This window comes from Enterococcus sp. DIV1758, assembly GCF_051711985.1.
Lineage (GTDB): Bacteria > Bacillota > Bacilli > Lactobacillales > Enterococcaceae > Enterococcus > Enterococcus faecalis.
In genome coordinates this window covers 1,122,441-1,136,980 of the sequence record NZ_JBIOOA010000001.1, presented here as the reverse complement: position 1 = coordinate 1,136,980, position 14,540 = coordinate 1,122,441, and the positions used below count along the sequence as shown (strand labels likewise).

At 38.2% G+C, this 14,540-nt stretch carries 18 protein-coding genes; 2 read left to right on the top strand and 16 right to left on the bottom strand.

Annotation, left to right across the window (positions count from 1 at the left end):
• Window position 1 precedes the first annotated feature (1 nt).
• The 10 genes from IGJ52_RS05685 to IGJ52_RS05640 all read right to left on the bottom strand — a co-directional run bounded on the left by IGJ52_RS05685 (window position 2) and on the right by IGJ52_RS05640 (window position 7,548).
• Window positions 2–2,935: a phage tail protein gene (locus IGJ52_RS05685; protein WP_438791962.1), complete on the bottom strand. Its 2,934-nt coding sequence runs from the start codon at window positions 2,933–2,935 to the stop codon at window positions 2–4.
• On the bottom strand, window positions 2,925–3,293 hold the full coding sequence (locus IGJ52_RS05680) for a hypothetical protein (RefSeq protein WP_002361692.1): 369 nt from the start codon (window positions 3,291–3,293) through the stop codon (window positions 2,925–2,927). The genes IGJ52_RS05685 and IGJ52_RS05680 overlap by 11 nt, the downstream gene beginning before the upstream one ends.
• Window positions 3,294–3,310: 17 nt before the next feature.
• On the bottom strand, window positions 3,311–3,670 hold the full coding sequence (locus IGJ52_RS05675) for a tail assembly chaperone (protein WP_002357848.1): 360 nt from the start codon (window positions 3,668–3,670) through the stop codon (window positions 3,311–3,313).
• A 32-nt stretch (window positions 3,671–3,702) separates the two neighbouring features.
• Window positions 3,703–4,215, bottom strand: coding sequence for a phage major tail protein, TP901-1 family (locus IGJ52_RS05670; protein ID WP_002369526.1), 513 nt, complete (start codon window positions 4,213–4,215; stop codon window positions 3,703–3,705).
• 12 nt (window positions 4,216–4,227) lie between these two features.
• Window positions 4,228–4,644: a hypothetical protein gene (locus IGJ52_RS05665; protein WP_002382237.1), complete on the bottom strand. Its 417-nt coding sequence runs from the start codon at window positions 4,642–4,644 to the stop codon at window positions 4,228–4,230.
• A 221-nt stretch (window positions 4,645–4,865) separates the two neighbouring features.
• A complete protein-coding gene (locus IGJ52_RS05660; protein ID WP_002360491.1) occupies window positions 4,866–5,273 on the bottom strand; it encodes a RinA family phage transcriptional activator in 408 nt (135 codons plus the stop codon).
• A 19-nt stretch (window positions 5,274–5,292) separates the two neighbouring features.
• Window positions 5,293–5,685 (bottom strand): hypothetical protein, encoded by a 393-nt coding sequence (locus IGJ52_RS05655; RefSeq protein WP_002360492.1) that lies wholly within the window; start codon window positions 5,683–5,685, stop codon window positions 5,293–5,295.
• 66 nt (window positions 5,686–5,751) lie between these two features.
• On the bottom strand, window positions 5,752–6,594 hold the full coding sequence (locus tag IGJ52_RS05650) for an ATP-binding protein (protein WP_010816466.1): 843 nt from the start codon (window positions 6,592–6,594) through the stop codon (window positions 5,752–5,754).
• An 18-nt stretch (window positions 6,595–6,612) separates the two neighbouring features.
• Window positions 6,613–7,368, bottom strand: a complete 756-nt coding sequence (locus IGJ52_RS05645) for a DnaD domain protein (RefSeq protein ID WP_002419821.1) — start codon at window positions 7,366–7,368, stop codon at window positions 6,613–6,615.
• Window positions 7,369–7,413: 45 nt separating this feature from the next.
• The gene (locus IGJ52_RS05640) at window positions 7,414–7,548 is read right to left on the bottom strand and encodes a hypothetical protein (RefSeq protein WP_002360495.1); all 135 of its coding nucleotides are present in this window, start codon (window positions 7,546–7,548) and stop codon (window positions 7,414–7,416) included.
• Window positions 7,549–7,765: 217 nt separating this feature from the next.
• On the opposite strand from IGJ52_RS05640, the gene IGJ52_RS05635 reads away from it, so the two are divergent.
• Entirely contained in the window at window positions 7,766–8,248 is a 483-nt protein-coding gene (locus IGJ52_RS05635; protein ID WP_002371257.1) for a helix-turn-helix domain-containing protein, read from the top strand.
• 34 nt (window positions 8,249–8,282) lie between these two features.
• Complete coding sequence (locus IGJ52_RS05630; protein ID WP_002382232.1) at window positions 8,283–8,768, top strand: toxin; 486 nt, start codon at window positions 8,283–8,285, stop codon at window positions 8,766–8,768.
• A 372-nt stretch (window positions 8,769–9,140) separates the two neighbouring features.
• On the opposite strand, the gene rbfA is transcribed toward IGJ52_RS05630, so the two are convergent.
• The 6 genes from rbfA to rimP form a co-directional block, all read right to left on the bottom strand.
• Window positions 9,141–9,491 (bottom strand): 30S ribosome-binding factor RbfA, encoded by a 351-nt coding sequence (gene rbfA / locus IGJ52_RS05625; protein WP_002360497.1) that lies wholly within the window; start codon window positions 9,489–9,491, stop codon window positions 9,141–9,143.
• A 24-nt stretch (window positions 9,492–9,515) separates the two neighbouring features.
• Complete coding sequence (gene infB / locus IGJ52_RS05620; RefSeq protein ID WP_192444717.1) at window positions 9,516–11,912, bottom strand: translation initiation factor IF-2; 2,397 nt, start codon at window positions 11,910–11,912, stop codon at window positions 9,516–9,518.
• A 12-nt stretch (window positions 11,913–11,924) separates the two neighbouring features.
• The gene (locus IGJ52_RS05615) at window positions 11,925–12,230 is read right to left on the bottom strand and encodes a YlxQ-related RNA-binding protein (protein WP_002357860.1); all 306 of its coding nucleotides are present in this window, start codon (window positions 12,228–12,230) and stop codon (window positions 11,925–11,927) included.
• Complete coding sequence (rnpM, locus tag IGJ52_RS05610) at window positions 12,220–12,519, bottom strand: RNase P modulator RnpM (RefSeq protein WP_002363794.1); 300 nt, start codon at window positions 12,517–12,519, stop codon at window positions 12,220–12,222. The genes IGJ52_RS05615 and rnpM overlap by 11 nt, the downstream gene beginning before the upstream one ends.
• Before the next feature lie 20 nt (window positions 12,520–12,539).
• On the bottom strand, window positions 12,540–13,739 hold the full coding sequence (gene nusA, locus IGJ52_RS05605; RefSeq protein ID WP_002360499.1) for a transcription termination factor NusA: 1,200 nt from the start codon (window positions 13,737–13,739) through the stop codon (window positions 12,540–12,542).
• Between the two features lie 143 nt (window positions 13,740–13,882).
• Window positions 13,883–14,356 carry a ribosome maturation factor RimP gene (rimP, locus tag IGJ52_RS05600; RefSeq protein ID WP_002357863.1) on the bottom strand — a complete coding sequence of 158 codons (474 nt, stop codon included), beginning with the start codon at window positions 14,354–14,356 and terminating at the stop codon, window positions 13,883–13,885.
• Window positions 14,357–14,540: the final 184 nt, after the last annotated feature.

Here is a 14,540-nt window from a genome sequence, read left to right as displayed (position 1 = left end):
GTTATCCTCTCCTTCCTAAGCGGTTATTTTGTTTCACTTGTTGTCGTTGTAACTCCGTTGCTAAATAAGGCGCCGTAGTTGCTGCGACAACTTTTCCATCTAACGTTGACTCTACTGTCACAAATAATGGTCGATTGTATGCATCATTTTCTAAACGATGGTCAATCGTTGCCGTGAAGTTTCCTCGACCAGCTAAGTCCAAGGCAAAATCATTTAACAGCGGTAAATCTAAAATAGAAGCCATTGCTCTACTAACGGCTGTTTCGCCTGCATAAATCCCCGTGGCAATCGTGCCGCCGAAATTCAATTTATGCAAATCAGATAAGGGACCTTCTTTTGCTGGTGAAAATGGTAAAAAGTTACGAATTTTACTGACGACCCCATCGATTGCTTCTTTGGCTTTTCCAATTGCGCCTGTAATTCCATCAGCAATCATGCCGACAATATTCGCACCGGCATCGGTGAATTTTGAAAACCAACCTTGGATTGCTTGCCAAGCACCTTCAATTACAGAACCAATGGCATTTTTTACCTGATCGGCTGCATTGGTAACCCCATTTTTGATATTTTCAACTAACTGTCCGCCAGAAGCTAATAGTTGACCAAAATAAGAACCAATCTTCGTGATCATTTGTGAGATTAATGTTCCTGCTGCGGACAACAAGGCACCCAATAGACTGAGTGCACCATTAATTAAGGCTTGAATCAGTTGAATCCCAGCACTTAATAACTGTGGCAACGCATTGATTAACGCACCCATTAAAGCGGTAATTAGCGTAATTGCTGCAGTAACCAATTGCGGTAAAATTGAAATAATCCCTTGGATCAAAGCCATTAGCAATTTGACACCTGCGCTGATGATTTGTGGTAAGGCACCAATTAAGGCATTTACCAATGTCAAAATTAAGGTAATAGCTGCTGCAACTAAGGTTGGTAAAATCGAAATAATCCCTTGAATTAACGCCATTAACAATTTGACACCTACGCTGATAATCTGTGGTAAGGCACCTATCAACGCAGTCACTAACGCTAGAATAATCGTCAGTGCTGATTGAATTAACTGAGGTAAAATCGTCATAATCCCAGTGATTAATGCCATCAAAATTTGTAAACCAGCAGTCAAAATCAACGGTAACATAGTAACAAATGCATTAACTAAGGCCGTGATAATTGAAACACCTGCTGTAACTAGCATTGGTAACGCTGTGACAAAAGCTGTCACTAATGTAGTGATGATATTAATCGCTGCAGTTGTAATTGTTGGCAAGGCGGTGACAATCGCATTAACTAAAGTCATTAATAAGCTCAAACCAACTTCTATCAACATTGGTAAGACTGTTGTAATCCCCTGAATCAACGTAGTAATAATTTGTGTTGCCGCTTCAATTAAGACGGGCAAATTGGCAACGATCGCACCAACAATTAACGTAATTAAACTAGATAACGCGGTTACGATGCTTGGAATAGCTTCTGTTATTTTCCCGAGAATACTGGTTAAGACGGTTGTAAAAAGTTGTATAACTTTCGGTAGATTAGCCGCAAGCATTGTTGTAACCGATGTAATCGTGTTACCTAAATTATCAAAGACTTGGGTAATACCACCCGCACTCAAATCACCGGTTTTCATCCAGGCCGTCACGAATGAAACAATCAAGGAAATAATTAGACCAAACGGCCCAGAAATTCCTAATGCAGCCAGTGCAACTTTTGTCAGAACTTTTACCAAAAGACCAACCGCTAAACCAGCTTTGTCAAAGGTACCACCAAATTGCCCTAATAAGTTACTACCTAATTGCAAACCGCTGGCAAAAACGCCCGTTAGCACACGACCAATTGTTGAAAAAATAGTCGCCATTTTCTCTAAGCCTACTGCAAAAAATTGTTTAAAAACTGCCATTACTTGCTGAAAGGCCGGCTGGATCTGTTGTAGCAATCCTACCAATTTGCCAAACGCCGCTGAAACAGCTCCTTGAATGGCACTAGCTAAGCGATTGATACTATTTCTAAATGTTTCATTGGTTTTATAGAAATAAACAAACGCTGCTACAGCTGCTAAAACGGCTGCTACAATTAAAATTAATGGTCCTCCACTTAAGGCACTAAAACTAGCACTTAGTTTTGATAAGCCACCACCTAACTTCCCAATGTTTCCTTGTACAAGAGCCAAACCAGCACTAAACTGTTGAAATTTTTGCTGAGCCATCGTTACCATAATCAGCATGGGCCCAATGGCGGCTAAAATGCCCATAATGGCAACAATAAAAACTTGGACGGGTTTTGGTAATTTGATAAATAAATTCACCAAAGCTGTAATGCCTTTGACGACTGTGATAACCACTTGAACCAAAATTTCCATTCCTGGAGCCATCACGCTTTGAATCACTTGTGCCGCCGCTTCAAATGATTGATTCATCTGAGTCAATGCCCCTTGCAACTCGCCTTGCAATGAATCAGAAATCCCTCCTGCACTAGCCATAATCAGTCCTTGCATTCCTTGAAATTCGCCACTGACCCCAGCACCGACGCCCATAGCTGTTTTTAAAACGTTCAGCATAGGTAAGGAAACGGCACTAGTCATGGCCGTCCCAAAGCTCAGCATATTATTTTGTGCATTAGTAAAGCCATCAGAGGTTTCTTTCCCCACTTTTTTAGCTGCTTCACCAGCTTGTTCAGCAGAATCTGTTAACGCTGTGTTCATTTGATCTGCTGCCTTTGCTGTTTCGTCTCCTGTTTTTTTCACTGTTTCTCCAGATTGTTGCATGACGGTTTTAAATGTGTTCATGACAGTGGCTGACTGATTGACACCCGCACTAATTTTCCCTAAATATCCACTTAATAAGGCATACTCACCGCTCATACTTTTTAATGCTTGTTGGACACCTGCAAGGCTTTTCTTTGCCTCCGATAACGGCGTTTTTTCTTTGTCATTCTCCATCTACTCTCCTCCCTTCTCGATAGCGGCGTAGACGCTCTGCCACAGTGGCAAGTTGCGTTTTTTTCCGCTCATTTAATTTTGTTCGTTGTGGCTGGTTAGCTGCCAGAACTTCAGCAACTCGTTTTTCATAATCATAAAAACTTTTAAAGCTTTCAAAAACGGGTTTTCCTTTTTTGTTTGTCGCTTGCGCTTTAACATTTAAGTAGGCAAGCTCGTGCCTTTTCCGCTCTTCATCTACTTCTGCTAAATTAAAAGCAATCATTCGTAATTCAAATTCAGACATGGTCATCCGATCCACTTCTTCAAATGAGCGACAGCCTAAGTAGCGAAAAGCAGAAAGAGCGATGTCGTGATACACGTCATCGCTCGTTTTAATTAGTTGGTCGCTTGCGCTTCTGCTTTCTTCGCTTCTTTGCTGAACTGATCGATCATTGGTTTTGTAAGAGGTTGCTTTCCCATTTCTTTAAGCAAATCATCTGAAAGTTTTTTGACATCTTGGGTCATTAACCATGCTTCAATTTCCGACTTACCTATTTTTAATTGCCCACTTTGTAAAGCTTCCATGATGTCAACTAAGATTACTGGATTGTATTGGCGTAAATAAATCATTGCTGAACTGATGCCCATGCCGAATTTGGCAGCGCCATTTTCAATTTGGTAACGTTTATCTAATTCGCGAATCGCGCCAATCGTAAATTTCACTTCAATTGTTTTTCCGTTAATCTCTAAATTCATTTTTTATCCTCCTAAAATTCAACACTTTTTGATTATTCGCCAGGTTGTGGTGCTTTCTCTGGAACGGTATCTTGGAACGCATATTGTGCTTCCGCAATAATATCTGCTTCTACTGTTGCAAAACCATCTTGTGGTTTGCCATTAATAGAGGCTTCTGTTTCGATTTCTACTAATTCTTCTACATTGGCTGGTAAACTCCATGAATTTACATAACCTTGGGCATAAATTGCTGGATATTTACCTTCCGCATTTTTTTCACCTTTTAAATCAACGTCCCAAAATTCCATTAAGATGCCATCTTCAACTGCGTCTTTCATGTATAAATTTTCATCATCTCGAGAGGCTAAACCGCTTAACGATAACGTAACTTCTAAACCAGAAACAGCATTCGCAACGCCATCTTTTGTTTGCGTACCGCTCGATTCACGTGAGAATTCCCATTCATGTTCAATTTGAAATAAGGGTTTCATTGCTTTCTTTGTCGCTGCTTCATCCAAGCGACGAACTAATAAAATACGGTCTTTTCCTTGCATAACTTCTCCCATTGATAATTCCTCCTAGTAAAATTGCATGTGTAATGGTAGTACAGCATGCCAAATTGTTTTTTTCATTTGTTTGGTATCTTTTACCATTTGTGCTTTGACTTCTTGATGTTTGATACCCCAATTAAAATGAGCCGTTCGTTTTAAGTTACTAGTTGCCTGCCGTAAAATCGTTCCTTTAATTGTAGAAATTTGTTGTCGTTCAGATAACGCACCATAAACATGCATTATTAATTCAATCTCTCCCAAAATAGCTGATTTAGTTGGCTTAGGTAATTCTTTACTATCACCTAAGTAAACAAATGGCTGATCTGGTAAATCTGTCGGCAGTTCCTCTAGCAACAAAAATCCTGACGTCTGGCAGATTGCAACAAGGGCTTCATATAACTCTTGTTCCGCTTCATTCATTTTTAGCGCCACCTTTCCATTCAAAAAATTCAGGATTGGTTAACAAATTGGCTCTCTTCTAGTCAAAATGAAGGATCTTGAAAGTAGCCGGCATTTTCTGCTCCTTCATAGCTGACACAAGAAAGCAGTCAAAATTATAGAATTCCGTGTCTTCATTTTTTTGGTTGCCTCACGTTTATCTATCTCTTTCGACACTATTAATTTACCATGTTGACACCTGAAAAAATTCCACGCTTTTTCCATTTTTACATCCCTAGTTCATCCGCCACCGCTTCAAAGAAATGATTTCTTAATTTATAGGCTTGGCTTTTACTAATAAATAATTGCTGGGCAAGTCCAATTAATGTTAAAGAGGGCCGTTTTTTCATATATAGTTCTTCAATAATCACGCGCGTTTGTTCATCCGCTTCAGCTAAACAATTTTTGATAATGTCTCGATTTCTCTCTAAATTCCACAGACGACGATCCATAGCTATCGTAATCGCCATTCGTTCGGTCACTACAGAGTGAAGTCCTTGTCCTCTAATACCAGCATTTAAATCTGCTTCTTGATAAGGGTGCCGTAGTTCTTCTTCCCGTTGACGGATATATTCATCTGTTTTATAAAAGTCTGCTAAAATATCTTTGATATAATTAAATGTTGACGTACGCATTGGTTAATCTCCTTTACTTTTATTCATTTAAAAGTGTTAATCGATAAATAAAATAACACTCTTTCGACATGTCTAAGCCGTGACGAATCGCTTCATCTGAATAACCGAGCCAAATTAAATAGAGATACTCGCTTTTTGTAAACGATGCGGCCTTGATGGATTGGATGGGTCTTGATTGATCCATCGACCAATTACCGATTGCTTGTCCTAATTCTTGAATTTCCTGCATAATAAGTTTATTTTTTTGACTTGCCCAATCGGGATATTGATTCATTAGTTGTAAGAGTCGTTTTCTTTTTTGTGCTTTTTCGCTTTGTTGCTTTGAAATATCTTTAAATACAACGCTTTTCATTTCAAATAAATCTTTTTTACGTTTTGTTAAATTACTCATGTTTACGGCCTTCTCTTTCACCAATTAGATAACCTAACATCAGTGTCATTGTCCAAAAGATAAACCCAATAATAATTGTTAACATATTTATTTCACACTCCTCATTCGTTTGTCTGTTGTGTCTTTATATTGGAAAACATAACCACTGGCGTGCTTCATTAGACGAGAAATAATGCGTGTTCCATAGGCCTCCACCAGTTGTTTTCCAGAAAAATTAGTAGTAAAAATAGTTGCTTTATTCTGTCTAGCTTCTAAAATTCGGTTTAAGATGTCATTGTTAAAATCCGTACTAACTTTATTTTTAATTCCTAATTCAGCACCTAAATCATCTAAAACCAAAACGTCTGCTTTTTTCATTCTAGTAATATACGCTTGAGCCTTTGCTTGACTTTTGGCCGACTCATTCATGGACATTTTTAGTTTTTCTAATAACTCAGAGTAGCTGACAAATAAACAATACTTTTGATATGCAGAGCGTTCTAAGACTTCAACTAAAATACTGATAGCCAAATGACTTTTACCAACACCAGGTTTCCCTGAAAAAATAACGTGGATTGGCTTTCCTTCAATAATCGCTGAAACTGCTGCTAAGGCCCGTTCTTTTGCTTGTCTTGTTTCTAATTCAGTGGTTTGGTAATTGGTTAAGCGACATTGCCGTAGCGCATCATCAGCAATTAAGGATCCTTGATGAAAAAATTTTTGTGTACGCGCCATAAAACTCTCTTGAGAACGTTGCTGAGTGGCTTCGTGTTCATGTTTTTTTAGCATTTTATACCCACACGACCAACAAGTTGGGGCACAACGTTCTGTACCATCTTTATTTTTTTGTTGCCAAACATATTGTTCACTGCCACATTCAGGACAACGGTCTTCAACTTTTTCTAACAATTGACTCAATAGTATTTGAAAAGTTTGATCTGTCGCATGCATACTGATTTCCTCCTTTCTTTAAAAACCTAACTCTTGATATTCTTCTGTCATTTGCAGCGCATGCTCCGACACTTGTTTTTTATCATTTACTAGAACTTCATGTACGGATAAATAATTTTGTTGCTCCCAACTTTTCAAAATAGCATTTACATAGCCATAATTCCGTTTATTTCGATCGATGGCAATTCCTAAAGCATGCAAGATTAATTGGCATGCTTCCTCTTGGCTAGCCCCTTTTTGCATAAAATCTTGCAACCAATACTTAAAATCTTGGCTTGTTTTTGAGGCCAGTGTACCAAAGCCGTTTTCCTCATAAAAATGATAAATCATCTTTAAACAATCGTTTTCTGAACTACTACCTTGACTCTGACCTAACTTAGACTGGACTATGCTTTCCTGTGGTAACCGTTGGTAGTCAGCTGGTTGACCACTGACAGACGATTCTGCTTTAAACGTATAAGCTTTGCTATTTTTTTCAACAATCTGATTTTTCTCTTCTTGATACAAGGTTGGTTTGTAACGATCACTGCGAATATAATTATGAATTTTCCAATGTTTGATAACGATCACACCACTTTCAAATACTAGAATAAATTTTTTAACCATTAGCAATTTTAGATCGTCTTCCCCACAACCGACCATTCGCTGCAATTTTTTGGGATTATTGATAAATCCATCATCATCGGCACGCATCGCTAAATGAAAATACAGAGCCTGACTTGATAAGGGCATATCTAAAAACGCATCACTATCAATAATCGTTTTTGCAAACATGCGTCGTTCTGCCAATCCGCTTCTCTCCTTTTAACTAAATTATTGTTACTCTGTCAGTAATTCCATGAGGCCAATCATACCAATCACGATGGCCCCAATTTTTATTGAGACACTGCTTATTAATAAAATAATTGCTAAAAGTAACATATCCGACAACGTTTTTTTATAGTTCCGACTCATTTCTTCACCCTTTCTACAAATATACGGTTTTCCGAACAAATTGCTTAAAAAAATTTGTTCAGTTAACCGAACATTTGAATGGCTCTATCTTAGCACCAAATATTTTCACTGTCAACTCGTAAGTTCGGTTTTATGAACCGGTGATTTTAATTGCGATTGTTACTTGCCTTCTCTAAACAGGTATAGTATACTTTGAGGCAATAGGAGGTTCGGAAATATGAACATTTTTGCTATCCGTTTAAAAGAGGCTTTAACAGCCAAGAACATCAAACCTAGTGATTTAGCGAAAAAAACTGGCATCGGTAAATCTTCAATCAGCGATTGGCTAGCTGGTCGTTACGAAGCAAAACAAGACAAAGTTTATCGCATTGCAGATGCATTAGACATTAATGAGGCCTGGTTGATGGGGCAAGAAGTTCCCATGGAAAAAAATGCCTCAACTATCGACCGCATTTATAAAAAATTAGAGCCCCAACGACAAGCCATCGTTTATCAATTTGCCGAACAACAATTACACGAACAACAAACGCAAGCAGAAATTCTCTCATTCCCTCGCCGTGACGAAATGACACTGGCTGCCCACGCTGGGGATCCAGAAAAGATATTTTCAAAAGAAGAAATCGAGAAAATTCACGATTACTTGGATGAAATTGATGCCAAATATCAACAATCGATTTCTTCTGACAAAAAAGAGGATTAACTTCCCATCTACTCTTTTTATTAAGTAATGGCAGGTGAATGGTAAAGTGAATGATTATGAAAAACTCGTCAGTTCCATTCAAAAGGATGTGACGGTTTTAGAAATTGATTTATACAATCAAACAGGTTGTTATGGGTTGTATCGAAATGGCAAAATTTATATTGAAAAAACATTGAGTACCCGTCAAAAGAAGAACATTTTAGCCGAGGAATACGGGCATTATCAAACATCCGTTGGCACTATTTTAAATCAAAATTGTACAGAAAATCGGAAGCAAGAGTTGAAAGCTCGCAATGTGGCCTTAGAGCAATTAGTTACATTAGACGATTTAATTCGTTGCTCTGAAGCTGGCTTAAGTAACCATTATTCTTGTGCTGAATTTTTGGAAATCGATGTTGAAACATTAAAAAATGTGATTACGTACTATCGACAAAAGTATGGCGCCACTTATCTTTATAAAGGACGGATTTTTGAATTTAGGGATTATTCTGTGATGGTATTAAATACTGGGTTAACTTAAAAAGCATGGAACAAAATCAATAAGGATTTTGTTCCATGCTTAAAAGTATTCTGGAAAATTCAAGAGCGGTTTTTGTACCAATGGTTAATATGTCCGACGCCAAGCATAAGATTTGGGACAAGTATGAGGACGAATATAAATGACGGCCAAAATCCGATGAACTGAATAATATGTTCCCGCATACTATGTAGTACAAAGAAGAAAAGAAAAAAGTACAGGGAACTCTTGCCTGAACCCATTTCTTTTAAATAACGATCTCCATTTTTATAGAAAACAACAATTCTTTTCATCTTTGCACCTCCATGACTATTTTATCAAGAAATCATGAAAAGAAAAAGCACACCATTCGTCTGGTGTGCTTTTTCTTTTTAATTATTCACCTTGATTCAACTTACGAATCAACTCATCAATGTGATTTCCGTATTGGACAGATTCGTCTCTTTCAAAAATCAACTCTGGTGTTTTATACAAGGTTAACCGTTGTCCTAATTCTTTACGAATCAGTCCTTTGGCTTTGTCTAAGCCTTGTTGAGCTTTTTGTTGTTCGGAAGCTAAATCAGATAACAAGCTGTAATAAATCGTTGCTTGTTGTAAATCACCGGTCACACGAACATCTGTAATAGTGATGCCTTGGACGCGTGGATCTCTGATGCGTTTGTTCAAGATATCATTCACTTCACGCATGATTTCTTGACCTACACGACGGTCACGATAATTTGCCATAGTGTCTTCCTCCAATTACTAAAATTATTGTTTGATTTCTTCCATAATGAAGCCTTCAATCGCATCATCTACACGTAAATCATTGAAGTTTTCAATCATAGCGCCACATTCAAAACCAAGTTTGACTTCTTTCACGTCATCTTTAAAGCGTTTCAAGCTTGCTAATTTACCTTCATAAATAACAATACCATCACGAATGACACGCACGCCACTATCGCGGCGAATAAAGCCTTCTGTAACATAACAGCCAGCGATTGTGCCAACTTTAGATACTTTGTACAATTCACGAACCGTCATTTGACCCGTAATTTTTTCTTCAAATTCTGGATCTAATAACCCTTTCATCGCTGTTTCGATTTCTTCTAGGGCTTTATAGATAATACGGTGTAAACGAATATCAACTTCTTCTTGTTCTGCTTGTTGTTTCGCTTGTGGTGTTGGGCGAACGTTAAAGCCGATAATAATCGCATTACTTGCTGCGGCTAAAGTTACGTCGCTTTCATTGATGGCCCCAACTGCCGCGTGAACAATTTTCACACGAACGCCTTCTACATCAATTTTTTGTAAACTTGCTGAAACGGCTTCGGCAGATCCTTGTACGTCTGCTTTGACAATGATATTAACTTCTTTTAATTCGCCTTCTTTTAGACTTTCAAATAAGTTATCCAATGTCACACGGCTACTTGCTGAACGTTGTTCAAGTAACGCACGTTTAGCCCGTTCTTCCCCTGCTTGACGTGCTGTTTTTTCATCTTCAAAGACCACAAAACGATCACCCGCTTGAGGAACATCATTTAATCCGGTAATTTCCACAGGAGTTGCTGGTCCTGCTTCTTTATCACGGCGGCCCATGTCATTGGTCATCACACGAACACGTCCATAAGTATTACCAACAACGATTGGATCACCAACATGTAAAGTTCCTTGTTGAACGAGTAATGTCGCAACCGGGCCTTTACCTTTATCTAAGCGCGCTTCAATCACTGTTCCAATTGCTTTTTGCGTTGGATCAGCTTTTAAGTCTTCTACTTCAGCAATCAATAAAATATTTTCCAATAGCTCATCAATGTTTTGATTGAATTTCGCTGAAATATTGACGAAAATCGTATCTCCGCCCCACTCTTCAGGAATTAATTCATGTTCACTTAATTCTTGTTTCACATGATCAGGGTTCGCACCAGGCTTATCAATTTTGTTAACTGCTACAATAATTGGCACTTTTGCCGCTTTGGCATGGTTAATCGCCTCGATTGTTTGTGGCATTACTCCATCGTCCGCTGCAACAACTAAGATGGTAATATCAGTGATGCTGGCACCACGCGCGCGCATACTAGTAAAGGCCGCATGTCCTGGTGTATCTAAGAACGTAATTGGTTTGCCATCAATATCTAACTGATAGGCACCAATATGCTGCGTGATTCCGCCCGCTTCACCTGAAGTCACACGAGAATGGCGCAATGTATCTAATAATGTTGTTTTCCCGTGGTCTACGTGTCCCATGATTGTGACAACAGGGGGACGTGTAGTTAAGTTTTCTTCAACAACTGCTTCCGGTTCGAAGAATTTATCAATGTCCGCAATATCAACTTGGACTTTTTCTTGCGGTTCCATACCATAGTCCACAGCTAATAATTCAATTGTATCTTTATCTAAGGCTTGGTTTTGGTTAACCATGACACCCATCATAAATAATTTTTTGATGATTTCCGCTGGTTCGCGGTGGATTTTTTTCGCAATATCCGCCACGTTCATACCTTCTGTATATTCTAAAACATCTGGTAATTCACGGAATTTACGTGCTGGTACTGCTGGCTTCGCTGATTCTTGTTGATGTTTGCCTTTTTTCCCTTTTTTGTTGAAACGATTGCGGTTTTGGTTATTAAAGTTATTCCGGTTATTACGATTTTGACCGCCACCAAAATTGTTGTTACGGTTTTGGCCGCCACGGTTTTGGTTGTTCCCGCCATTGTTATTTTGGCTTGCCCGATTTTGATTCGTTGTAGAACCGTTATTGTTTTGGGTATTGCGGTTTTGATTGTTTGTATTTGTTTGATTGCTACGGTTTTGTGTGTTGCTTTGGCCGTGACGATTTTGGTTGTTGTTGTTTCTTTGTTGTCCATTCGTTGATTGATTGTTTGGACGATTTTGGTTATTTCTTTGTTCACCAGGTTTATTGTTCATTGGTTTCTTATTGGCTGGTTTATTTTGTGTTGTTTGTTGCTTTTGGTTGTTTGTTGCTTTTGATTGAGTATTTACGGTACTTCCTCCTCCGAATGCTTGACGAAGCTTTGTTTCTTGCTCGGAACTAATTGCGCCCATATGGTTTTTAACATCCATACCTAATTGATGCGCTTTATCGACAACGTCTTTGCTTGCTTTATTCATTTCTTTTGCTAGTTCATAAATTCTTTTTTTTCCCATGCAATCACCTTCCTAACCTTTTAGTAATTCCTTGATTTTGGTGGCAAATCCTGCATCAGTTACTCCGATAACCATTCGTGGTCGCCCAATCGCTTGGCTGAGCTCGAATTGACTGAACAGTTCGCTAACAGGAACATTATAATAAGAACTTTTGTCCTTGATTTTCTTTCTAGTATTCTCACTGGCATCTTGTGCAACAAACACAAATTTCGCTTTGTTTGCACGAATATCTTTAAGGGTTAATTCCTCACCTGTGACTAATTTACCGGCGCGCATTGCTAAACCTAAAAGGTTCAAAATTTTGGTTTTATTTTCCATCGCCAAACAACTCTTTGCGGGCTTTTTGATGTGTTACATAATCCAATAGTTCTTGATAAAATTCATCACTTAATTTTGTTTCTAAGACACGATCAAGAATTTTTTTATCCCAAGCTTTTTGGACTTCCGCAGGATCCAAATCAACGTAAGCGCCACGTCCAGGTAATTTACCAGTTGGATCTAAGGCCACTTCACCTTCTTTGGAGCGAGTAATTCTGACTAATTCTTTTTTCGGTTTCATTTCGCCTGAAACAACCGATTTACGCATTGGAATTTTTCTCTTTTTCATTTTTTCACCCTCCAAAAACGTTATTCTTGTTCAGGTAATTCTTCTGTAATTTCTGCTTCAACAACTGCTTCTTCAGTAGCCAAGTTTTCGTAATCATCTGCCGTCATATCTGAATGGATAATTGCTTCATCCATTTCTTCTGCCACTTCGGCAACTTCTTGATTGGCTTGTTGTTCATAAAATTCAGCCATATCAGATTCTGATTTGATATCAATTTTATGGCCCGTTAATTTAGCAGCTAAGCGCGCATTTTGACCACGTTTACCAATTGCTAATGACAATTGATAATCAGGTACAACGACTGTACATGCTTTGCTATTTTCTGGATCAAAAATAACATCTAATACTTGAGCTGGATTCAAGGCATTACTAATATAAATAGCTGGATCTTCGTTCCATTCCACAATATCCATATTTTCGCCTTTTAATTCATTCACAATCGCTTGGACACGTTGGCCTTTTGGACCGACACAGGTACCCACTGGATCAATATTAGGATCTGTTGAACGAACAGCTACTTTTGAACGATCGCCAGCTTCACGAGCGACACTTACGATTTCAACAATTCCATCATAAACTTCTGGAATTTCTTGTTCAAAAAGACGTTTTAATAAATCTGGGTGACTACGGCTTACAAAAACTTGTGGGCCTTTTGATGTGTTTTCAACACGTGATACGTAAACTTTAATCCGATCATGCGGTTGGTAAAATTCATTTGGCATTTGATCTTGTTTTGATAAGACTGCTTCGATTTTACCCAAGTTTACATAAATATAACGACGATCTTGACGTTCAACAATTCCTTGCATGATGTCATTTTCGTATTCGCTAAATTCATTATAAATAATTGTTCTTTCTGCTTCACGGACACGTTGTAAAATTACTTGCTTTGCTGTTTGGGCAGCAATGCGGCCAAAGTCTTTTGGCGTAACTTCAAAACGAATTTTGTCGCCGATTTCATATGCACCATTTAATGCAACGGCATCTTTTAATGAAACTTCCAATTGTGAATCAAATACTTCTTCTGTTACTTCTTTGACAGCATACACGTGAATATTGCCTTTTTTTGGTTCAAATTCAACTTCGACGTTGCTTGCTTGTCCATAATGTCTTTTATATGCAGAAACTAAAGCTGCTTGTAACGCTTCAATCACCGTATCTTTAGGAATCCCTTTTTCAGCTTCTAATACGTCTAATGCATTTAACATTTCTTTGCTCATTGTTTTTCTTTTCCTCCTATGGATTCGTTAAAGCTGAACGAGTGGTTCTTCTTCCAAGGGAAAAACTTCTCGTTAAAACTTGTCACAGGACCGGCTAAAAGTAAAACTTTTAGTGGACCTTTTTTTACATTCGAGTCTGTTGATTAAAATTGAATGGCTAAACGAGCTTTTGCGATATTTTTACGTTCAAAAGTCATTTCCTTCACTCTGGTTTTAATTTTTACACTTAATGTTAATTGTTCTGAATCAAGATGGACTAAGGTACCCTCAATCTGTTTTTCTCCATCAACTGCTTGATAAAGAGAAATATGAATGTACTTGCCTACCGCTTGTTCATAATCGCTTTCTTTCTTTAACGGACGTTCTGCTCCCGGAGAAGAAACTTCCAGAAAGTACGCTTGCGGAATTGGATCTGGATCCATTGCATCTAGTTTTTCACTTAATTTTTCGCTGACAAAGGCACATTCCTCAATATCAATGCCACCTTCTTTATCGATAAATACTCGTAAAAACCAATTTTTTCCTTCCTTAACAAACTCTACTTCCACAAGTTCAAAATTTTGTTCTTCTAAGATTGGTGTGACTAACTTTGTTACAGTTTCCACAGCACTACTCAAAATTTTCGCCTCCTTCGAGATTGATGTAACGAACCGTGTCCTGATGATTTTTCCATCAAAAAGAGTGAGCAGAAATCCGCTCACTCCCAACTAGTATCATTACGCTAAAGATAGTATAGCACAGAACCACTCCAAACTCAAATGAACAAGCTAAATCTCTCGAAATTTGCACATTTTGTCTCGA